This is a genomic window from Rhodococcus sp. NPDC056516 (genome assembly GCF_042794655.1).
GTDB lineage: Bacteria > Actinomycetota > Actinomycetes > Mycobacteriales > Mycobacteriaceae > Rhodococcus_F.
Genome location: NZ_JBHTTG010000006.1, coordinates 344483 through 364305, shown reverse-complemented (window position 1 = coordinate 364305; position 19823 = coordinate 344483). Strand labels below are relative to the sequence as shown.

Genomic DNA, 19823 nt, shown 5'->3' with positions numbered 1-19823 from the left:
TCAGACGGCGCCCTTGAACCCATGCTGGCGCCAGGCCTCGTACGTCACCAGGGCGGCAGCGTTGGACAGGTTGAGGGACCGGCGTCCGGGAAGCATCGGGATACGCAGACGCTCCGTGATGTGTTGGTCCGTCAGCACTTCCTCGGACAATCCGGTGGGTTCGGGCCCGAACAGCAGGACATCCCCGGGTTGGTAGGCGATATCGGCATATGACGTGGTCGCGTGCGCGGTGAAGGCGAATACGCGAGCGGGGGTGACGGCTTCCCAGGCAGCGGCCAGGTTTTCGTGGACCGTGACAGTCGCCAGATCGTGGTAGTCCAAGCCTGCGCGCTTGAGCTTCGGCTCCGACAAGTCGAACCCGAGAGGGCCGACCAGGTGGAGTTCGCAACCGGTGCCTGCGACCATGCGGATCGCGTTTCCGGTGTTGGGTGGGATGCGGGGCTCGTGGAACATCACTCGGAACACTCGAGGAACTGTACCGGGCGGCATATCGGCACCCGCGTCTGCGAGAAGAGCGGTTGAGAAGTGTGGGCGAATTGGTAACAAACCGGCCAGTCCGTGCGAACCTATTTCCGGCACTCTTCTCAGAACGGACTTTTCATGAACCCTCCCGCCGGTTGGAACCCCGACCCCTTCGACCCCACGATCGACCGTTACTGGGACGGTCAGCAGTGGACCGCACAGACACGGCCCAAGGGCGTCGACGCACCTACTCAAGCATTCGGTACTCCGACGCAGGTCTTCGGTGCACCGGAATCGGCGGCGCCGGACGCAAACGCCGAAGAAGGAAGCAAGCGGCGGAAGTGGCCGTGGATCGCCGGCGCAGCAGTCGTGGGACTGGTGGCCATCGCTGCGGCGACGGGAGCAGGCAAGTCGGAAGAAGCGACGACGCCTGCTGCGACCTCTTCGACGACAGCTGCAGCGACGACAACCAAGAGCACTGTCCCGTCGACGACAAAGACCACAACGTCGTCCGTCCCGCCGACCACGACTACCGCGACGACGCTGCCGACCACGACAACCACCGTGGCAATCGTGCCGCTGGTGCCTCAGGTCCCGGAGACCACGACAACGCCGTACGTTCCGCCCGCGCCGGCCTACACGCCCCCGAAGACAACAGAACCGGCGTACGTACCACCGAAACCGTCGGGAGGAACGGTGAATCCGGGGTCGTTCTGTTCGACCCCTGGAGCAACAGGCGTGACAAAGAAGGGCACTCCGATGGTGTGTGGGATTGGTAGCGACGGACGAGATCGCTGGGTGTCGGCCGGCTGATTGTCGGCTGCCATCAGGGGCGCTGAACCGGTGTCGGTGCGGCGGGGCAGTATGGACGGCATGCTCCCCGAAGAATCCGACGATGTCGTCGGCGAAGACTATTCAGACGCGCGGCTGGCCGGGCAGAAGTGGCGTCAGCGCACTTTCACCAATTGCAATTTCCGAGACGCCGATCTCACCGGACTCACGACGGAGTCGGTGGTGTTCACGGATTGTGATTTCACCGGCACCGATCTGGGGGAGTCCGTACATACGGGAACGGCGTTCCGATCCTGCAATTTTGCGCGGACCAGTCTGTGGCACAGCACGTTCCGGAACTGCAGTCTGCTCGGGTCGACGTTCGACGGTTGCCGCATCCGGCCGTTGACGCTCGACGAAGTCGACTTCTCGTTGACCTCACTCGGCGGGGCGGACCTGAGGAAGATCGACTTCACCTCATGCCGCTTCCGTGAAGCGAACCTGGTTCGGGCCGACATGCGGGGCGCGGTGCTGGCGTCCGCGGATCTGTCCGGTGCTCGCACGGGTGGACTCAAACTCGAAGGTGCAGACCTGCGCGGTGCGCGGATCGATCCGAGCCTGTGGACGTCCGCATCCGTCGGAAACGCACAGATCGAGTTGATGCAGGCGGTGGCGTACGCGTCGGCGCATGGTCTTGTCGTCGACCTGAAGTAGTGACGCCTAGCTCGGCAAGCGCTCCTCGAGGCGCACGGTCACCCGCTCGCCCGTGTCCTTGCCGATGGCTTTGCGCAGATCGGCTTTGACCGGCAGCTTGTGGTTGCCGTCTCCCAACGCCATGAACGAACTCTGGAACGGATGTCCGTCGATCGTCCCGCGCACCTTGACCAGGCCGCGGGTGCCGAAGAACTCGGCGGACTCCGGCCAGATCACATAAGTCCACCCGCCCTTGGCGTCGCTCTTCTGCAGGGTGGCCGTGAATTCCTTGTCCAGCAACATGATGTCGGTCCTTTCGAGCTCGTCCCAGTCGATCAGCGGTTGAATTCCCGAGCAAGGAGATCCATCAACAGTCCGTCCTTCCACACACCGTGGCGATCTCGCGAGTACTCGCGCATCACCCCGACGTCCTTGAATCCCACAGATCGGTAGCACGCGATGGCGACGGAGTTGTCGACCTCGGGGTCGATGACAAGACGGTGGAATGCGAGGTCGTCGATCAGATGGGCACACAGCACCCGTATCGAATCGCGACCGAACCCTTGGCCGTGGAAGTCGGGATCGAGAAACAAGTCGAGCCCGGCGTGGCGGAAGTCGGGGTTGTCCTCAGCTTCGTACCACTGGATGAAGCCGATCAGTTGGTCGCCGTAGAAAATGCTGTAGCGCGTGGTGCCGGCCTCCGGCGCCGCAGGCCAGTCGTCATCGGGATTTTGCCACCACTGCACGACGTCCGGGTGCAGGTGAATTGCCCGCAGACGGGCGTGATGATCGGGCGCGAGCGGGGAGAGGACCACTCTCGGGCCGCGTAGTTCCGGAGCCGTTGTCACTCATCGACCCTAACCTGGAACAATGGTCGCCGTGACTGCAACGATCCTCGACGGCAAAGCTACCCGCGACGAAATCTTCGAAGACCTGAAGGTGCGGGTGAGCGCTCTGAAGGCAGAGGGCATCACGCCCGGCTTGGGCACCATTCTGGTAGGCGACGACCCCGGATCCGCTGCCTACGTGCGCGGCAAGCACAACGACTGCGCCAAGCTCGGTATCAATTCTTTGCGACGCGACCTGCCTGCCGACATCACGCAGGAACAGCTCAATGCGACGATCGACGAGCTCAACGCCAATCCCGAGTGCACCGGCTACATCGTACAGTTGCCGATTCCCAAGCACCTCGACGAGAACGCGGCCCTCGAGCGCATCGACCCAGACAAGGATGCCGACGGCTTGCATCCGGTCAACCTCGGTCGTCTGGTGTTGGGCAAGGAAGCGCCCCTTCCGTGCACCCCGCGTGGAATCCTGCATCTCCTGCGTCGCTACGAGGTGCCGATTGCAGGCGCACACGTGGTGGTCGTCGGACGAGGCATCACGGTCGGTCGCCCGATCGGACTCCTGCTGACGCGTCGTAGTGAGAACGCCACGGTCACCCTCTGCCACACAGGTACCCGCGATCTCGCAGCCGAGGTTCGCCGCGCCGACATCATCGTCGCCGCCGCCGGCGTTCCCGGTCTCATCACCGCCGACATGGTCAAGCCCGGAGCAGCGGTCCTCGATGTCGGCGTCAGTCGCACCGACGAGGGCCTGCGCGGCGACGTCGCAGCCGACGTCAACGAGGTTGCCGGGTTCGTCTCACCCAATCCCGGTGGTGTCGGGCCGCTGACCCGCGCGTTCCTGATCACCAACGTGGTCGAGCGCGCCGAGCGGGTTCTGGCCGGAGTCTGAGTCCGATGTCCTCACTGGTCGGCCTCGCGAAGAAGAATCTGCCCATGCTCGCGGTCCTTGCCGTGATCGCGGCAGCTGTTGTTCTCGTGCTGGCCGACCGGTGGCGCCGCGGTGCTCTCGTCTTCGGTGTTGCCGTCATCATCGGTGCTGCCGCGCGGTGGTTCGTTCCCGAGAATCGTGTGGGGTTGCTTGCCGTGCGTGGGAGGGTTTTCGACACTGCGGCGATGGGCGTCATGGGAGCGTTGATCGCGACGCTTGCCCTGACCATCGATCCGCTCGGTACCGACTGAGAAGGTCAGTCCCCGTAGAACGAGCGGATGTCGATGTCGCTCAAAGGGATCCACTCCGGTGACTGTGCGGATGCCGACTTCTTTCCGGCCTTGTCCGGTACGCTTCGCAGCGTAACTGCGAGGACCGGTTCCTCGTCGATTCGCCCGGCCAGGGCGTAGATCGCGGCGAGATGGTGAACGCACGGCGAGCGTCGACCTGAGCAGTCGCAGCTGGCAATGCACTCCGAAAGATCAACGGCTACTGCGATATTTCGAGACAGTAGTTCGGTGACGACGCTGTCCGGTAGTTCGCCGGTGGAGACGGATCTGTTGGCCTTTCCCGCCGAGCGGAGAAGGCTCTTCACTGCAGCGATTTCGGATTTGTTCCACAGCGGGACACCAATCGTCACCGACGAGGTTTTTGCTTTGGTGCTCACCTCGGCGACGACGGTCCCCGATGAGACCACGGTGAATTCCACCGACCCGTTGCGTGCGAGGGCACGAGCCGTCGGCAGGGACGGGTTCGGACCGGATGCCGCGGTCCGTTCCACCGTGCGCAGCCACGCCCGACCCCAAGCGGTGACACCGAATTCGTTGGCCATCAGATGATCACCGCGCCGTCGAGTTCGAGAAGTTCACGCAATTCGGTGTCGGGAAGATCCGCCAGGGCGGCCTCCACGTTGCCGGAAACAGCATCGGCTACAGCTCGTTTCGACTCGTGCATCGCTGCGATGTGATCCTCCACGGTTCCGCCCGTCACCAAGGTGTGGACGTTGACGGTGCGCTTCTGGCCGATGCGGTGTGCCCGGTCGGTTGCCTGATCTTCGACGGCTGGGTTCCACCACCGGTCGTAGTGCACGACGTGACTCGCGCGAGTGAGGTTGAGGCCGAAGCCGGCGGCGCGCAGGCTCAGAATCAGAACCGGCGGGGAATCCGCGTCGTTCTGAAACGCGTCGACCATCCCGTCTCGCTTGTCGGTGTTGAGGCCACCGTGAAGGAAAGGCACGGCACCGATTCCCAATTCGGATCCCAGGTGCCGGGAGAGCATCTCGCCCATCGTCCGGTACTGCGTGAATATCAGCGCGCGATCGCCGTCGTCGACGATCTCGGCGATCATTTCCGTTGCGCGGTCGAGCTTTCCGGATCTTCCGTCAAGGTCGTCCGTATCGCCGGTCACCTGTGCGGGGTGATTGCATACCTGTTTGAGGGTGGTCAGCAGCGCAAGAATGTTGCCGCGTCGGGCAATTCCCGTGCCCAATCCGGTGTCGAAAGCATCGGCAACTGCCGACCGATAGATCCGCGCCTGTTCCGATGTCAGAGTGCACGAGATGGTGGAGAACTGCTTGGGCGGAAGATCCTTGGCCACTGTGTCTTTGGTTCTGCGCAGAATGAAAGGATCGATGACCGCGGCAAGCCTGGTCGCCGCAGTGGCGGATCGACCGGATTCGATCGGGACGGCGAAGCGTTGACGAAAACGCGCGCGAGTTCCGAGGACTTCGGGATTGGCGACGCGAAAGAGTGACCACAATTCGTCGAGGCGGTTCTCCACCGGCGTGCCGGTCATCGCCACCTTGATGTCGGCCGACAACCGCATTGCCGCTTTCGCAGCGAGGGAAGACGGGTTCTTGATCTGCTGCGCCTCGTCGAAGATCACCGAACTCCAGTGGATCGGGGTCAATTGGGCCGTGTCGGAACGCAAGACGCTGTAGCTGGTCAGAACAGTGGTGCCGGCGGGGATACGAGTGGGAAGTGCGCGAGCAGTCCCGTGATGAACATGCAGTGGTAGATGCGGAGCGAATCGCTCGACCTCGCGGCGCCAGTTTCCGATCACCGAGGTGGGACACACAACCAGATGCGGACCGTCGTCGGCGCGGATCGCGATCATCGAAATCGCTTGCAGTGTCTTACCCAAACCCATCTCGTCGGCCAAGATCCCACCGCCCGAACCCGACAGCGCCGTCAGCCAGGCAACTCCCTGCATTTGATACGGGCGCAGAGTCGCCTGAATCCTTGCTCGGCGAAGGCTGTCCAGGGCTGTACGCGCATCCGTGAACAACCGCACCGTGGACCGGGCGCTTCGGATCTTCGTGTCGTCGCCGTCGATCGCCGCATGCGCCGCGGTCGGAATGTCATGCGCGCCGGTCTCGATGACGCGCTTCCATGCGAGCAACGACGGTCCGAGGTCGCCGCGACCTGCATCGAGGTTATGGAAGGCGTCGATCGCGGCTGTGAGGTCGAGCAGTTGCGCTTCGACGTCGGTTGCTGTGATCGACTCGTCGACCGGGATCGCAAGCCTGCACACGCCCGGCGACCCGGTCGGCATCCCCAGTGCCGACAGTCGCGCTGCCGGGTCTGCGTCACCCCAGAACGCGAAGGACATGTGCTCGGGAATGTACGTAGCCTGCAGGCGCGTCGAGCATGGCTGATTCACGTTCGCCGATGCTAGCCGCGCCGGTTCACGTTCGCCAATGAAAATGTCGGGAAAACCCGCAGATCAGCTGTGGTTTTCCCGACATTGACGAATTCTGAAAATGTGGCTCTGTGCCGGATCAGCGAGCCGTGCGTGCGAACTCCATCGTTCGGCGAAGCAGTCCGGCGACGGCGTCCGCCTCCGTCAGGAAGCCGTCGTGGCCGTCCTTGGACTTGAGAATCTCGAGGCCGCTGCACGTGGAAATTCCGTCGGCGATCTCCTCCTGCAAACGGAGGGGATACAGCCGATCCGAATCCACGCCGCCCACGACGACCGGTGCCGTGATCGATGCCAACGCCGCTGCAACGCCGCCGCGTCCTCGGCCGATGTCGTGCCGGTTCATGGCTTCGGTCAGGAGGACGTACGTGCTCGGGTCGAAGCGGTCGACCAGCTTGTCCGCCTGGTGTTCCAGGTAACTCTGCACAGCGTATCGTCCACCGTTCCACGGGTTTTCGTCGTTCTGGGCGGAGTTCTCGAAGCGCGCATCCAGTTCGGACTCGGTGCGGTACGTCAGGTGCGCGATGCGGCGAGCGATGCCGAGTCCGGCGCGAGGTACCCGGCCCGATCCGTGGTAGTCACCGCCTTGCCACTCGGGATCGGAGACGATAGCAGCGATCTGCGTCGTCTGGGTGCCGATCTGATCGGCGGTGGCCCGTGAACCGGTTGCGAGAACCAACGCGGAGCGAATGCTGTCCGGGTAGGTAACTGCCCATTCGAGGGTGCGCATGCCGCCCATGGATCCGCCGACCACAGAGGCCAATTGGTCGATCCCGAGGAGATCGACGAGCTTCTTCTCCGCCGCGATCTGATCCCGGATGGATATCTCCGGGAACCTGCTGCCCCACGGCTTGCCGTCGTCGGCCAGTGAACTGGGACCGGTCGTGCCGCGACAGCCACCGAGGACATTTGTTGCGATGACGCACCATTCGCCGGTGTCGATCGGTTCGCCGGGGCCGACCATTCCGTTCCACCAGCCGGGGGAGGGCTGATTCGCGGAGATCGGACCGGTGACGTGTGAGTCTCCGGTCAGTGCGTGCTCGACGAGTACGACGTTGTCGCGGTTCGGGGACAGCTCACCCCAGCGCTGAACGGCGAGCGAAACCGAGGGGAGTACCGCGCCGCTCTCGAGTTCCAGGGCGCCGATGTCGACGAACCCCACCTGGCCGTCGGGCGGGGGCAGGAGGTCGATCCTGGGCTCCAATTCGTTCACGGTCACGAGTTTGCCACCGCAGCCAGGCCGACGGTGAGATCGGCGAGGATGTCGTCGATTCCTTCGATGCCGACCGCGAGGCGGACGAGCCCGGGCGTGACGCCCGAAGCGAGCTGCTCTTCGGGGGTGAGCTGCGAGTGCGTCGTCGACGCGGGGTGGATGACGAGTGAGCGAACGTCACCGATGTTGGCGACGTGGCTGTGCAGCGTCAGGGCGTTGACGAACTTCTTTCCCGCATCGATCCCGCCGGGCAGCTCGAAGGTGACGATGGCGCCGGTTCCCTTGGGCGTCAGCTTCTTTCCACGTTCGAACCACGGTGAGGAGGGGAGTCCCGCGTAGGAGACGGAGGCCACCTCGCCGTGGCCGTCGAGGAACTCGGCGACCTTCTGCGCATTGGATACGTGGCGCTCGATGCGCAGGCTCAAGGTCTCGATGCCCTGCGCGATGAGGAACGCGTTGAACGGTGCCACGGCGGAGCCGAGATCGCGCAGCAGTTGGACGCGCGCCTTGAGTGCAAACGCCGGCGCGCCGAGGTCCGCGAAGGTGACGCCGTGGTAGCTGGGATCCGGGGTGGTGAAGTTGGTGTGGCGACCCTGCGTCCAGTCGAAGGTGCCACCGTCGACGATGACGCCGGCGATCGCGGTGCCGTGTCCACCTAGGTATTTGGTGGCGGAGTGAACGACGATGTCGGCGCCGTGCTCGAGTGGGCGGAGCAGGTACGGCGTCGCCACGGTGTTGTCCACGATCAACGGAAGACCGTTCTCGTGGGCCAGCGACGAGATGCCAGGTAGATCGAGGATGTGGTTCTTGGGATTGGCGATCGTTTCGCCGTAGAACGCCTTCGTGTTCGGGCGAATGGCCTCGCGCCACTGGTCGATATCGTCGGGATCTTCGACGAACGTGACTTCGATGCCCAGCTTACGAAGTGTGTAATGCAGGAGGTTGTACGTGCCGCCGTACAGGTACGGGCTCGAGACGATGTGATCGCCGGCCTCGGCGATGTTGAGGATCGCGATGGTCTCGGCAGCCTGACCCGAGGACAGGAGGAGTGCGGCGACTCCGCCTTCCAGGGCGGCGATCCGCTGCTCGACGGCGTCCTGCGTCGGATTCATGATTCGCGTGTAGATGTTGCCCGGCTCGGCCAGGCCGAACAGTGCGGCAGCGTGATCGGTGCTGTCGAAGACGTAGCTGGTGGTCTGGTAGATCGGCAGAGCGCGCGCATTGGTGGCGGTGTCCGCTGTCTGCCCGGCGTGCACCTGCTTGGTCTCGAACGACCAGTTCGCGGTCGGATCCGAAGCTGCTGCGGCGTCGGCTGTGTTGTCGGTCATGATTTGTTCACTCCAGTGGTCTGACGGATAGATGTCGGACGGGGGCGAATGATCGCCGCCCCGTGCTGGGGTCTATCTACAAGTGCGACACATACTGAAATACCTCCGTGGGGCTCGGCCCGGTCTGGGGTCCGTCCCTGTCGGACCCGCGCTTGTCACCCGAATTGCGGTGGAACTGCGTGAGCAGATCCACGTCGGGAAACCTGGTCATCACCCGGGGCACCCCACCGCGGTTGGAGGGTTGCCGTCCAGCGAGCCGGGGCTTGACGCTGGCACTCATGACCAAGTCGGATTCTACCGGGAAGTGAGCGCAGTCCTGACATGGGGCGAAATGTGAGCCGCAACCGCACGCGAGGCAGAGCGACGCAGCCCACTAGCAGGCAAAAGTTACTCGCGAGTAGAGACCGATGAGTGGACCTGCCGGTTGCGGCCTCACGGGTTAGCAGTACGCTTGTCTTGTTTGGGACTCATCTCCCGAGATCAGTCCACACCGTCTAGGTTTGATAATCGAACCGTTCGCGGACCCACTCACAAAGTGTGACCGCAACCGTGTAACCAGGGAAACTTCCTAGGAGGACGCGAAGCACCCATGTCCAAAATCAAGGTTGAGGGCACCGTCGTCGAACTCGACGGCGATGAGATGACGCGCATTATCTGGCAGTTCATCAAAGACAAGTTGATCCATCCGTATCTCGATGTGAACCTCGAGTACTACGACCTCGGTATCGAGTACCGCGACGAGACCGACGACCAGGTCACCATCGACGCAGCGCACGCGATCCAGAAGCACGGCGTCGGCGTCAAATGCGCCACGATCACGCCGGACGAGGCACGTGTCGAGGAATTCGGTCTCAAGAAGATGTGGCGTTCCCCGAACGGAACGATCCGCAACATTCTCGGCGGCACGATCTTCCGCGCACCGATCATCATCTCCAACGTTCCGCGACTCGTTCCAGGCTGGACCAAGCCGATCATCATCGGCCGTCACGCATTCGGCGACCAGTACCGCGCCACAGACTTCAAGGTCCCCGGCCCCGGCAAGGTGATGATCACCTACACGCCCGAGGACGGCAGCGCACCGATCGAGCACGAACTGGTCAACTTCCCCGAGAACGGCGGCATCGTTCAGGGGCAGTACAACTTCAACGATTCCATCCGTGACTTCGCTCGCGCGTCGCTCACCTATGGTTTGCAGCAGAACTACCCGGTGTACCTGTCCACCAAGAACACCATTCTCAAGGCGTACGACGGTGCCTTCAAGGACATCTTCCAGCACATCTACGAGACCGAGTTCAAGGCTGAGTTCGATGCCGCAGGTCTGACCTACGAGCACCGCCTCATCGACGACATGGTCGCTTCCGCACTCAAGTGGGAGGGCGGCTACGTCTGGGCATGCAAGAACTACGACGGTGACGTCCAGTCCGACACCGTGGCCCAGGGCTTCGGCTCGCTCGGCCTCATGACGTCGGTTCTGCTGACACCGGACGGACGGACCTGTGAGGCAGAGGCTGCTCACGGCACCGTGACGCGTCACTACCGTCAGCACCAGCAGGGCAAGCCCACCTCGACCAACCCGATCGCGTCCATCTTCGCGTGGACCCGTGGGCTCGAGCACCGTGGCAAGCTCGACAGCACCCCTGAGGTCATCGGCTTCGCGCAGGCGCTCGAAGACGTTGTCATCAAGACCGTCGAAAGCGGCCAGATGACCAAGGACCTCTCGATGCTGGTCGGCGGAGATCAGGGCTACCTGACCACCGAGGAGTTCCTCGGCGCACTCGACGTGAACCTACAGAAGGCCATGGCCGCGAAGTAGATTCACCGCTTCACCTTTCGAATGGGACGTCCGGGAAACCGGGCGTCCCATTTGTGTTCGCGGTCTCACGTGAGTGAACTCACCCGCTCTCACTTGGAAGTTCAACCAGGTGTGAGATCACAATTGATCAGTGACTTCGTCTACCCTCTCCCGTTCTGACGCCTCGACACCCGGGGTTCGTTCCGCCAGAGGTCCGGCGATGCTCGCTCTCGCCCTCGGCGGTTTCGGTATCGGCACCACCGAGTTCGTCGCCATGGGACTGCTCCCGGAAATGGCATCCGGGCTCGGTGTCTCGGAACCCATCGCAGGCCACGTGATCTCCGCGTACGCGCTCGGGGTTGTCGTCGGCGCTCCGCTGATCGCTGCTCTCACCGCACGGGTACCGCGCCGCACACTGTTGATCGCGCTCATGGTCGCCTTCACCGTCGGCAATGCCGCCTCGGTCTTCGCTCCCTCGTACGCGACGCTGATGATGGCTCGCTTCGTCGCCGGATTGCCGCACGGCGCGTACTTCGGAGTCGCCGCGTTGGTCGCAGCTCACCTGGCCGAACCGGGAAAACGCGCCAAGGCCGTGGCGATGGTCATGATGGGTCTTTCCGTGGCCAACGTGATCGGGGTACCGGTCGCCGCCTGGATCGGTCAGGCACTCGGCTGGCGCAGCGCCTTCGCTTTGGTCGCCGTGATCGGGGTGGCAACCGTTGCTTCGCTCTTCGTCTGGATTCCGCGTTTGGACGGCATGCCGGTGACGAATCCGATCACCGAACTCGGAGCGCTGGGCCGCGTCCAGGTGTGGATGACGCTGATCGTGGGCATGGTCGGGTTCGGCGGCATGTTTGCCGTCTACACCTACATCAGTACGACGCTCACCGACGTGTCCGGGCTCGGCGCTTCGTTCATTCCCCTGGCACTCATGCTCTACGGACTGGGCATGGTGGCCGGCAACTTCGTCGGTGGATACCTCGCGGATCGTGCCCTGATGAAGGGCCTGTTCTTGTCGATGGGATCCCTCGTGGTGATCCTCGCGGTCTTCGTGATCGCTGTGCGCAATCCTTACACGGCACTGATCTTCGTCTTCCTCATCGGTCTCGCGGGGTCCTCGATGGTGCCAGGTCTGCAGACACGGCTGATGGACGTCGCCGAGGACGCTCAGACCCTGGCTGCTTCCCTCAATCACGCCGCGCTGAACATCGCCAACGCCTTCGGAGCGTGGATCGGCGGCGTCGTGATCGCGGCCGGTTACGGGTACACGGCGCCCGCGGCAGTGGGGTCTTTGCTGGCGGTCGCGGGTCTTGCCGTGCTGGCGATTGCAGTGATTCTGCAGCGTAGGGCCGTACGCTGACCTGGGCGCCGATCCACGTCGGTGGAATCGGCTACGGTGCTTGCCGTGCCACAAACTGCTGACTCCCACATTCTTGCTCCCCACACCATCACGTCCGTGAACGTCAACGGCGTTCGAGCAGCGGCCCGCAAGGGCATGCTCGACTGGCTGGAGAAGACGTCGGCGGATTTCATCTGCCTTCAGGAAACGCGTGCGTCGGACGATCAGCTTCGTGAGACCCTCGAGCCAGCGCTCGGCAACGGATGGTTCCTGGTCTCGGCCGAGCCATCCGCCAAAGGCCGCAACGGAGTCGCGGTGCTCTCTCGCACCGAACCTGACGCCGTGCGGATCGGTCACGGAGACGACGAATTTCTCGACGCCGGTCGATACATCGAAGCCGACTTCGCGGATCTGACCGTCGCGAGCCTGTACCTGCCCTCCGGGGAGGCACTCACACCGAAGCAGGAGGAGAAGGAACGCTTCATGGCGTCCTTCGCGGTTCACCTCGCCTCCACTGCCGCAGCGGCCGAGGCTGCCGATCGCCACGTGGTGGTCAGCGGCGATTGGAACATCGCGCACACCGAACTCGACCTCAAGAACTGGAAGACCAACAAGAAGTCTTCGGGATTCCTCCCGGAGGAGCGCGCATGGATGGACCTTCTGTTCGCCGCCGATTCCGCGTGGGTCGATGTCTTCCGCACCCTTCACCCTGGCGTCGATGGTCCTTACTCGTGGTGGTCGTACCGCGGCAAGGCATTCGACAACGACTCGGGGTGGCGTATCGATTACCAGGTTGCCACCCGCGGCTACGCCGAGCGGGCCAAGGTCGCGGTCGTGGAACGCGCTGAGTCCTACGACCTTCGTTGGTCGGATCACGCACCTGTCACCGTCTCGTACCGGTAGGAACGCGCATGCCTGAAGGTCTGAAGATGCCGAGCGCGAAAACCCGCAACGCCATCATCACCGTCGTCGTTGCCGTGGTGGCGCTTGTGCTGGCGGTGACGCTTTCTTCACGCGACTCCGACAGTTCGGCGTCGTCGGTCACCAAGTCCTCGAGCGTTCAGTCCTCGAGTGTTCAAGCCAAGCCTGGCGCCACCACCAAGGCTGCGCCGTCGAGTTCTGCGCCGTCGAGTTCCGCTGCCAAGTCAACGCAGCAGGCAAACAGCGATGCGCCGGCGCGAGTTCTCGCCACGCTCGTGGAGATCGACGCCGGGAGGTGGCCGGATTCCGCCAACGCGCCGGGAACCAAGGGCGGCATCACCTTCCGCAACAGCGAGGGGCGTCTGCCTGCTGTCGGGGCGGGTGGTGGACGTGTCGTCTATCAGGAATGGGACGTCAACGCGAAGAAGAACGGCCAAGGCCGCGACGCCGAGCGAATCGTCACCGGCAACGACGGTTCGGCCTGGTACACCCTCGATCACTACGACACGTTTGTGAGGATTCGCTGATGTCCGACTCGTCTACCGTCAGCGTGGCGCAGTGGCTGGATCCGTCTTCGGATGTCGCTTCGGTGGCGCTGCAGGGCGACCCGGCCGTTGCAGATGATCTTGGACGTGAACTCCGTGGCGAGAATTTTGTCGTTCGGGTGGTTCGTGGCGAGAACATGCGGACCACGTCGCAGGTCTTCGACGAGTTCGCGGCGGCCTTCCAGTTTCCGTCCCACTTCGGGCGAAACAAGGATGCTTTCGACGACGTCATGCGAGATCTGGACGACGTACTCGGATTGGGCGCCGGATATGTAGTTGTGATCCGAGGTGCGGGTTCTCTACTGTCCGAGCAACAGGATCAGTTGGAGTGGTTCCGCGAAACGATGGACTTCTACACCGAAGAATGGGAACCCGTCGTTTTCCGGACCGTCTACCAGTTCGGTGAAGACGACCTGGGCGCCGCCGGTGAAGACCTCGTCGAACTCGACTACCCGGGCACCACGCCACCGCACTGATTTCCACTCGTGAAAAGATCGGAACCATGTCGACCCCTGCAGAACAGAAGCCCACCGCAAAGCCTCGCGTGCTTTCCGGAATCCAGCCGACGTCGGATTCTTTCCACCTCGGCAACTACCTGGGTGCGCTGCAGCAGTGGGTTCCGTTGCAGGACGATTTCGACGCTTTCTACTTCATTCCGGATCTTCACGCCATCACGGTGACGCAGGACCCGAAGGAACTGCGTCGTCGCACCAAGGTTGCGGTGGCTCAACTTCTGGCGCTGGGTATCGATCCCGATCGGGCGACGCTGTTCGTGCAGAGTCAGGTTCCCGAGCACGCGCAGTTGGCGTGGGTCCTGAATTGCATCACCGGTTTCGGTGAAGCCAGCCGTATGACGCAGTTCAAGGACAAGTCCGCCAAGCAAGGCAGCGACAACGCCAGTGTCGGTTTGTTCACGTATCCGGTTCTGATGGCCGCGGACATCCTCCTGTACCGCCCGCAGCGAGTCCCGGTGGGTGAGGATCAGCGCCAGCACCTCGAACTCGCACGCGATCTGGCCGGCCGGTTCAACACCCGCTACGGCAAGGCGTTTGTCGTTCCCGAGCCGCAGATCATCAAGGGCACGGCAAAGATCTACGACCTGCAGGATCCGACCGCCAAGATGAGCAAGTCCGCTGCCAGTGCGGCCGGACTGATCAATCTGCTCGACGATCCGAAGGTGTCGGCGAAGAAGATCAAGTCGGCCGTCACCGACAACGAGCGCGAGATTCGCTTCGACCCGCAGGCCAAGCCGGGCGTCAGCAACCTACTCACCATTCAGTCGGCTCTCTCCGGAGTACCGATCGAGACTCTGGTGGCCGGTTACGAAGGCAAGGGGTACGGCGACCTCAAAACCGATACCGCTGATGTCCTGACCGAGTTCGTCACCCCGCTCAAAGCGAAGGTGGACGGTTACCTCGCAGACGAGGCGGAGCTGGATCGCATCATCGCGGCCGGAGCGCACCGCGCCCGAGAGGTGTCTTCACGCACACTCGCCGCTGTCTATGACAAGGTCGGATTCCTGGCACCGAAGGGCTGACCGACGCGAATTCGGACTCACGACGCCTGACCGAACATGAGGGGGACGGCAATGGCTGACACGGACGACGACGCACCCAGCTTTCTCGAGAAGCAACGGGCAGCGCGACCTTGGCTCGATCATCTGGTTCGCGCTGCTGGACGGTTCCAAGAGCAAAAAGGCGACTACTACGCTGCGGGAATCACGTACTTCAGCGTTCTGGCACTGATTCCGATCATGATGGTCGCGTTTGCCGTGGCTGGTTTCGTATTGGCCGGGCATCCCGAGTACCTGGAGTCGATTCAGGAGCAGATCACCAAGAGCATTCCTGGCAGCTTGGGTGACACCATCAACACGCTGATCGATTCGGCTATCGATTCGCGCGCCAGCGTCGGAATCTTCGGTCTCCTGGGTGCCGCGTACGCGGGTCTGGGTTGGATGGCAAACGTTCGCGACGCGCTGACGGCCATGTGGGAGAGCAAGCGCGAGCCGAAGGGTTTCGTGCGTACCAAACTCGGTGACGCAGGGGCACTTATCGGTCTGGCCCTCGCCATGGTCGTCTCGCTCGGAATGTCGGCGCTGAGCAGCGGGCCGGTAGCCACTCAGATCGTGAAGTGGCTCAACCTCGAGAACATCACCGGTGTCGGTGTGGGGCTCAGAGTCGTTTCACTGTTGCTCTCACTCCTGGCGACGTGGGCGGTCTTCCTGTGGGTGATCGCCCGGCTACCGCGCGAGCCCGTCACGCTGCGAAGCGCCGCGCAGGCAGCGCTCATCGCCGCGGTTGTGTTCGAGATCTTCAAGCAGGTGGGTGCGATCTACCTCGCTGCCGTCACCGGTGGCCCCGCGGGTGTGGCATTCGGCCCGATCATCGGTTTGCTGGTGTTCGTGTTCACGGCGTCGAGGATGCTGCTTTTCTGCACGGCGTGGGCGGCGACGACAAAGGAAAGTATGGCTTTGGCCTTCGTTCCTCCGCCCGATCCCGCAGTGATCTCGCCGCGCGTGGTTGTCAGCGATGGTGCCTCACCGTCGCGTGCCGTTGCATTGATCGCCACGGGAGCGGTTGCCGGCCTGGGTCTTTCGGGCTTCCTGCGTCGTCGGCCGCGCTAGCGCCGTCGACGGTTGAGGGCAACGGCTCCCGCCACCAGCGCGATCACCACTACTCCACCGACCGCGCCGATGAGGATGCGGTCCGTGGTGTCCGACTCGCTGTCGGTGGCGGTGGGTGCTGCCGAGATCGAGCCTGGTACAGCGGCAGACGGTGTGCGGGTGACGTCGGGCGTGGCGTCGTCGGTCGAACGGTCCGTCAACGAGCCGACGGTTGTGCTCGCTGGGAGTGCATATCCGTAGTCGAGTAGACGGGCAGCTTGCTCCCACGGACGGATCGGCTTGGCTTCGCCGCCCATCAATGTCACCAGTAGTTTCCGGCCGTTACGTTCCGCGGCACCCACGTACGTGTGGCGTGCGTCGTCGGTGAAGCCGGTCTTGCCGCCCAATGCACCGTCGTAGTTGTAGAGCAACTGATTGTCGTTCGCGAGAGTGAATCCGGGCCGGTCCTGATCATCGGGAATTGTCGGGTCCTTGGGGAAGCCGGGGAACTCGACGGTCTCGGTATGGATCAGACTGGCGAATGTCGGGTTCTGCAGTGCGGTATGGAATATCACGGCCAGGTCGTACGGTGAGCTGCTCATCCCCGGGCCGTCGAGTCCGGACGGAGTTGCCGTGCGAGTATCGAGGGCGCCGAGGTCGGCGGCGAGGGCATTCATCTTCGACACGGCTGCAGCGTCACCGCCGAGTTGACGGGCAAGAGCATGCGCTGCATCGTTCCCCGACGCCATGACCAGACCTTGCATCAGCTGTCGGTTGGTGTACTTACCGCCCTTGCCGATGCCGACGGCACTACCTTCAGCGTCCGCGTCCTCGGCCGTTGCGGTGATTTCGGTGTCGAGATCGAGTTCGTCGAGCGCGACGAGAGCCAACAGCATCTTGATGGTGCTGGCCGGTCGGTAGCGACCGTGCGGGTCTTTGGCGGCGAGGACCTCGCCGGTGTCAGCATCCGCGAGTACCCATCCGGATGCCGCGATGTCGGCCGGGAGCGGGGCAGCGCCGTCTGGGAGCACAACACCACACTCGCCGAGCTTGTCTCCACCGACGGGGCTTTCCGGAATCGGGACAGCAGTCGGGACCGTGGATCCGGGCGCGGGAGCTTCGGAGAGATCGATCGCCGGTGCCGGGCTACTCGTGAAGGGGCAGCTGTCGGTGTTGGGTGTGGTGAACGGCGCCTCGGTGGTGGTCGGCGGCGGCGGGGCCGGTTGGGCGCCGGCGATTCCCGAGCTACCTACAACACCGGTAAACGCAATGCTCCCTGAGAGCACTGTTCCGGCTACTGCCACTGCACACTTTCGACGCCACATCATCGATATACGAGGGTATGCGAACCAGAGTGAACGTCCGAATCGCCACGCAAGCGTGGGGACCGAAAACAGACGATTCGGTTTGTACATCGGTCATAGTGGACGGACGCCGGATGAGTTCCCCGACCACGCAGAGTCTGTAACAGTGGGGTAGTCGACTACTCGAATGGCGCACACGCACTGACGACAGGGGATCGGTATGGGCAAGATCGTGGTGACAGAATTCGTGTCTTTGGACATGGTGATGGAAGCGCCCGGTGGTGAACCGGGTTATGCGCACACTGGATGGGTCTTTCCCTACCAGGAGGGCGATCAGATGAAGTTCAAACTCGACGAAACCCTCGCCGCGGACGTGCTTCTACTCGGTCGGCGGACCTACGAGAGCTTCGCCGGTGCCTGGCCTGAGCGCGAAGACGACCAGGGCTTTGCGGACAAGATGAACGAGATGCCCAAGTACGTCGTCACGAGTTCGACCGAACCGCTCGAATGGAACAACTCGACGGCGCTCGACGGTCCCATCGAGGAATCCGTTCCGAAGCTGAAGGAGCAGATCGACGGCGAAATCCTGGTCGCGGGAAGTCGGACGCTCGTCCACGCGTTGTTGCTGGCCGGTCTGGTCGACGAGCTGCGACTGATGGTCTTCCCGGTCATTCTCGGGTCCGGCGGGAGAGTGTTCCCCGAATCGGCCGACAAGATCGACCTCGAGTTGAAGGACGATCGTCGGTACGAATCCGGAGTTCAGGTACTGACGTACCACCCTACGGTCGCGTAGACCTCTCGAAAAAATCTGTGGCCGAGCCTCTTCGAGAGTCTCGGCCACAGATGTCTTGCCGGCTAACTGTTCTCGGGGAAGCCGAGGTTGATACCGCCGTGGCTGGGGTCGAGCCAGCGACTGGTGACGGCTTTACCCCGCGTGAAGAAATGAACACCTTCGGTCCCGTGTGCGTGGGTGTCGCCGAAGAGGCTGTTCTTCCAGCCGCCGAAGCTGTAGTAGGCCATGGGAACCGGGATGGGGACGTTGATGCCGATCATGCCGACCTCCACCTCGTTCTGGAAGCGTCGGGCAGCGCCGCCGTCGTTGGTGAAGATGGCGGTGCCGTTTCCGTACGGATTGTTGTTGATCAGTTCGAGGGCTTGGTCGTAGGTGTCGACACGCACGACGGACAGGACAGGTCCGAAGATTTCGTCCGTGTAGATCGACATGTCGGTGGTGACGTGGTCGATGAGGGTGGGCCCGAGCCAGAAGCCGTCAGCTCCACCATCGGCCTGAACTGTGCGTCCGTCGACCACGATGGTGGCGCCGTCCTTCTCACCTGCATCGACGTAGGAGGCGACCTTGTCGCGGTGGGCCTGGGTGACAAGCGGACCCATGTCGGAGTTCTTGGTGCCGTCGCCGGTGACGAGGGGAGTGGTGCGTTCGACGATCTTGGCCACGAGTTCATCTGCAATGTCGCCGACCGCTACGAGGGCGGAGATTGCCATGCAGCGTTCGCCGGCGGAACCGAATCCCGCGTTGACCATTGCGTCGGCGGCGAGGTCGAGGTCTGCGTCCGGTAGAACGATCGCGTGATTCTTGGCGCCGCCGAGTGCTTGGACGCGTTTGCCGTTGGCGGTGCCGGTGGCATAGACGTACTGGGCGATAGGGGTGGAACCGACAAACGAAATCGCTTTGACTGCTTTGTTTTCCAGGAGCTCGTCCACGGCGAGTTTGTCACCTTGGAGGACGTTGAAGACGCCGGGAGGCAGACCGGCTTCGGCCCAGAGTTCGGCGAGCCAGATAGCGGCGGTGGGGTCCTTCTCCGAGGGCTTGAGAATCACGGTGTTCCCGGCGGCGATGGCGACCGGGAAGAACCACATGGGGACCATCGCGGGAAAGTTGAAGGGGGAGATGATGCCGACGGGGCCGAGGGGTTGGCGGATGGAGTAGACGTCGACCTTGGTCGAGGCGTTCTCGGTGTACCCACCCTTGAGGAGATGCGGTATTCCGCAAGCGAATTCGACCACTTCTTGCCCGCGGCTGATTTCGCCCAGGGCGTCGGAGAGAACCTTGCCGTGCTCGGCTGTGATGATCTCGGCGAGTTCACCTTTGCGAGCATTGAGGAGTTCGCGGAAGCTGAACAGTATCTGTGTGCGCCGGGCCAATGAGGTGTCACGCCAGGCGGGGAAGGCCGCGGCAGCCGCGTCGATGACGGTGCGGGCGTCCTCGAGGTTTGCCAGGGCCAGTCGGCCGGTGATCTGTCCGGTGGCGGGGTTGGTGACGGGGGCGGTGTCCTCGGACGTTCCGGCGAACGGCTTGCCGTCCAACCAGTGCGCGATGACACGAGTATCAGTGCTGGTCATGGTATTTCCTAGTGGTCCG

The 19823-nt window shown here is 63.1% G+C and carries 21 protein-coding genes and 1 riboswitch; of the genes, 12 read left to right on the top strand and 9 right to left on the bottom strand.

The genetic code is table 11. From position 1 onward, the window contains the following. Positions 1–465 (bottom strand): tRNA (cytidine(34)-2'-O)-methyltransferase, encoded by a 465-nt coding sequence (locus ACFQ6Y_RS20380; protein ID WP_378545187.1) that lies wholly within the window; start codon positions 463–465, stop codon positions 1–3. A gap of 135 nt (positions 466–600) precedes the next feature. Here ACFQ6Y_RS20380 and ACFQ6Y_RS20375 point away from each other — a divergent pair, with 135 nt between their 5' ends. Both ACFQ6Y_RS20375 and ACFQ6Y_RS20370 read left to right on the top strand, forming a co-directional pair. Then, positions 601–1275 carry a DUF2510 domain-containing protein gene (locus ACFQ6Y_RS20375; RefSeq protein WP_378636418.1) on the top strand — a complete coding sequence of 225 codons (675 nt, stop codon included), beginning with the start codon at positions 601–603 and terminating at the stop codon, positions 1273–1275. Positions 1276–1326: 51 nt separating this feature from the next. Further along, positions 1327–1947, top strand: coding sequence for a pentapeptide repeat-containing protein (locus tag ACFQ6Y_RS20370; RefSeq protein ID WP_378636796.1), 621 nt, complete (start codon positions 1327–1329; stop codon positions 1945–1947). 6 nt (positions 1948–1953) lie between these two features. Here ACFQ6Y_RS20370 and ACFQ6Y_RS20365 read toward each other — a convergent pair whose 3' ends face one another. After that, positions 1954–2229: a DUF1905 domain-containing protein gene (locus ACFQ6Y_RS20365; RefSeq protein ID WP_378636415.1), complete on the bottom strand. Its 276-nt coding sequence runs from the start codon at positions 2227–2229 to the stop codon at positions 1954–1956. 32 nt (positions 2230–2261) lie between these two features. Next, complete coding sequence (locus ACFQ6Y_RS20360) at positions 2262–2774, bottom strand: GNAT family N-acetyltransferase (RefSeq protein ID WP_378636410.1); 513 nt, start codon at positions 2772–2774, stop codon at positions 2262–2264. 31 nt (positions 2775–2805) lie between these two features. Here ACFQ6Y_RS20360 and ACFQ6Y_RS20355 point away from each other — a divergent pair, with 31 nt between their 5' ends. Continuing rightward, a complete protein-coding gene (locus ACFQ6Y_RS20355; protein ID WP_378636405.1) occupies positions 2806–3663 on the top strand; it encodes a bifunctional methylenetetrahydrofolate dehydrogenase/methenyltetrahydrofolate cyclohydrolase in 858 nt (285 codons plus the stop codon). A 5-nt stretch (positions 3664–3668) separates the two neighbouring features. Then, positions 3669–3953 (top strand): DUF3017 domain-containing protein, encoded by a 285-nt coding sequence (locus ACFQ6Y_RS20350; protein ID WP_230812347.1) that lies wholly within the window; start codon positions 3669–3671, stop codon positions 3951–3953. Between the two features lie 5 nt (positions 3954–3958). Here ACFQ6Y_RS20350 and ACFQ6Y_RS20345 read toward each other — a convergent pair whose 3' ends face one another. The 4 genes from ACFQ6Y_RS20345 to ACFQ6Y_RS20330 form a co-directional block, all read right to left on the bottom strand. Continuing rightward, the gene (locus ACFQ6Y_RS20345; protein WP_378636401.1) at positions 3959–4534 is read right to left on the bottom strand and encodes a hypothetical protein; all 576 of its coding nucleotides are present in this window, start codon (positions 4532–4534) and stop codon (positions 3959–3961) included. Beyond that, positions 4534–6363, bottom strand: a complete 1830-nt coding sequence (locus ACFQ6Y_RS20340; protein WP_378636396.1) for a DEAD/DEAH box helicase — start codon at positions 6361–6363, stop codon at positions 4534–4536. Before ACFQ6Y_RS20340 ends, ACFQ6Y_RS20345 begins: the two co-directional genes overlap by 1 nt. A 118-nt stretch (positions 6364–6481) precedes the next feature. Next, the gene (locus tag ACFQ6Y_RS20335) at positions 6482–7618 is read right to left on the bottom strand and encodes a homoserine O-acetyltransferase (RefSeq protein WP_378636392.1); all 1137 of its coding nucleotides are present in this window, start codon (positions 7616–7618) and stop codon (positions 6482–6484) included. Continuing rightward, a complete protein-coding gene (locus tag ACFQ6Y_RS20330) occupies positions 7615–8940 on the bottom strand; it encodes a bifunctional o-acetylhomoserine/o-acetylserine sulfhydrylase (protein ID WP_378534288.1) in 1326 nt (441 codons plus the stop codon). The genes ACFQ6Y_RS20335 and ACFQ6Y_RS20330 overlap by 4 nt, the downstream gene beginning before the upstream one ends. Before the next feature lie 143 nt (positions 8941–9083). Next, a riboswitch (SAM riboswitch) is annotated at positions 9084–9224 on the bottom strand. A 305-nt stretch (positions 9225–9529) separates the two neighbouring features. On the opposite strand from ACFQ6Y_RS20330, the gene ACFQ6Y_RS20325 reads away from it, so the two are divergent. The 7 genes from ACFQ6Y_RS20325 (at position 9530) to yhjD (ending at position 16160) form a co-directional block, all read left to right on the top strand. Further along, a complete protein-coding gene (locus tag ACFQ6Y_RS20325; RefSeq protein WP_378447725.1) occupies positions 9530–10753 on the top strand; it encodes an NADP-dependent isocitrate dehydrogenase in 1224 nt (407 codons plus the stop codon). A 199-nt stretch (positions 10754–10952) separates the two neighbouring features. Continuing rightward, positions 10953–12092, top strand: coding sequence for an MFS transporter (locus ACFQ6Y_RS20320; RefSeq protein ID WP_378636792.1), 1140 nt, complete (start codon positions 10953–10955; stop codon positions 12090–12092). A 36-nt stretch (positions 12093–12128) separates the two neighbouring features. Further along, a complete protein-coding gene (locus ACFQ6Y_RS20315) occupies positions 12129–12974 on the top strand; it encodes an exodeoxyribonuclease III (protein WP_378636387.1) in 846 nt (281 codons plus the stop codon). Between the two features lie 8 nt (positions 12975–12982). Next, the gene (locus ACFQ6Y_RS20310; RefSeq protein WP_378534282.1) at positions 12983–13519 is read left to right on the top strand and encodes a ribonuclease domain-containing protein; all 537 of its coding nucleotides are present in this window, start codon (positions 12983–12985) and stop codon (positions 13517–13519) included. Further along, positions 13519–14013 (top strand): barstar family protein, encoded by a 495-nt coding sequence (locus ACFQ6Y_RS20305; protein WP_378636383.1) that lies wholly within the window; start codon positions 13519–13521, stop codon positions 14011–14013. The genes ACFQ6Y_RS20310 and ACFQ6Y_RS20305 overlap by 1 nt, the downstream gene beginning before the upstream one ends. Before the next feature lie 26 nt (positions 14014–14039). Beyond that, positions 14040–15074: a tryptophan--tRNA ligase gene (trpS, locus tag ACFQ6Y_RS20300; protein ID WP_378545155.1), complete on the top strand. Its 1035-nt coding sequence runs from the start codon at positions 14040–14042 to the stop codon at positions 15072–15074. Between the two features lie 51 nt (positions 15075–15125). Further along, positions 15126–16160: an inner membrane protein YhjD gene (gene yhjD, locus ACFQ6Y_RS20295; protein ID WP_378447719.1), complete on the top strand. Its 1035-nt coding sequence runs from the start codon at positions 15126–15128 to the stop codon at positions 16158–16160. Here the strand turns inward: yhjD and ACFQ6Y_RS20290 are convergent. Beyond that, a complete protein-coding gene (locus ACFQ6Y_RS20290; RefSeq protein WP_378636375.1) occupies positions 16157–17467 on the bottom strand; it encodes a D-alanyl-D-alanine carboxypeptidase family protein in 1311 nt (436 codons plus the stop codon). The two genes, yhjD and ACFQ6Y_RS20290, sit on opposite strands and share 4 nt — an antisense overlap. Before the next feature lie 196 nt (positions 17468–17663). Between ACFQ6Y_RS20290 and ACFQ6Y_RS20285 the strand changes: the two genes are divergently transcribed. Beyond that, the gene (locus ACFQ6Y_RS20285; protein WP_019747666.1) at positions 17664–18236 is read left to right on the top strand and encodes a dihydrofolate reductase family protein; all 573 of its coding nucleotides are present in this window, start codon (positions 17664–17666) and stop codon (positions 18234–18236) included. A gap of 62 nt (positions 18237–18298) precedes the next feature. Here ACFQ6Y_RS20285 and ACFQ6Y_RS20280 read toward each other — a convergent pair whose 3' ends face one another. Continuing rightward, positions 18299–19804, bottom strand: a complete 1506-nt coding sequence (locus tag ACFQ6Y_RS20280; RefSeq protein ID WP_378545140.1) for a CoA-acylating methylmalonate-semialdehyde dehydrogenase — start codon at positions 19802–19804, stop codon at positions 18299–18301. Positions 19805–19823: the final 19 nt, after the last annotated feature.

Coding starts and splice junctions, on each gene's coding strand:
- ACFQ6Y_RS20375 (WP_378636418.1), top strand. CDS start 601: ATGAACCCTCCCGCCGGTTGGAACCCCGACCCCTTCGACCCCACGATC.
- ACFQ6Y_RS20370 (WP_378636796.1), top strand. CDS start 1,327: ATGGACGGCATGCTCCCCGAAGAATCCGACGATGTCGTCGGCGAAGAC.
- ACFQ6Y_RS20365 (WP_378636415.1), bottom strand. CDS start 2,229: ATGTTGCTGGACAAGGAATTCACGGCCACCCTGCAGAAGAGCGACGCC.
- ACFQ6Y_RS20350 (WP_230812347.1), top strand. CDS start 3,669: ATGTCCTCACTGGTCGGCCTCGCGAAGAAGAATCTGCCCATGCTCGCG.
- ACFQ6Y_RS20345 (WP_378636401.1), bottom strand. CDS start 4,534: ATGGCCAACGAATTCGGTGTCACCGCTTGGGGTCGGGCGTGGCTGCGC.
- ACFQ6Y_RS20330 (WP_378534288.1), bottom strand. CDS start 8,940: ATGACCGACAACACAGCCGACGCCGCAGCAGCTTCGGATCCGACCGCG.
- ACFQ6Y_RS20325 (WP_378447725.1), top strand. CDS start 9,530: ATGTCCAAAATCAAGGTTGAGGGCACCGTCGTCGAACTCGACGGCGAT.
- ACFQ6Y_RS20320 (WP_378636792.1), top strand. CDS start 10,953: ATGCTCGCTCTCGCCCTCGGCGGTTTCGGTATCGGCACCACCGAGTTC.
- ACFQ6Y_RS20310 (WP_378534282.1), top strand. CDS start 12,983: ATGCCTGAAGGTCTGAAGATGCCGAGCGCGAAAACCCGCAACGCCATC.
- ACFQ6Y_RS20305 (WP_378636383.1), top strand. CDS start 13,519: ATGTCCGACTCGTCTACCGTCAGCGTGGCGCAGTGGCTGGATCCGTCT.
- trpS (WP_378545155.1), top strand. CDS start 14,040: ATGTCGACCCCTGCAGAACAGAAGCCCACCGCAAAGCCTCGCGTGCTT.
- yhjD (WP_378447719.1), top strand. CDS start 15,126: ATGGCTGACACGGACGACGACGCACCCAGCTTTCTCGAGAAGCAACGG.
- ACFQ6Y_RS20290 (WP_378636375.1), bottom strand. CDS start 17,467: ATGATGTGGCGTCGAAAGTGTGCAGTGGCAGTAGCCGGAACAGTGCTC.
- ACFQ6Y_RS20285 (WP_019747666.1), top strand. CDS start 17,664: ATGGGCAAGATCGTGGTGACAGAATTCGTGTCTTTGGACATGGTGATG.
- ACFQ6Y_RS20280 (WP_378545140.1), bottom strand. CDS start 19,804: ATGACCAGCACTGATACTCGTGTCATCGCGCACTGGTTGGACGGCAAG.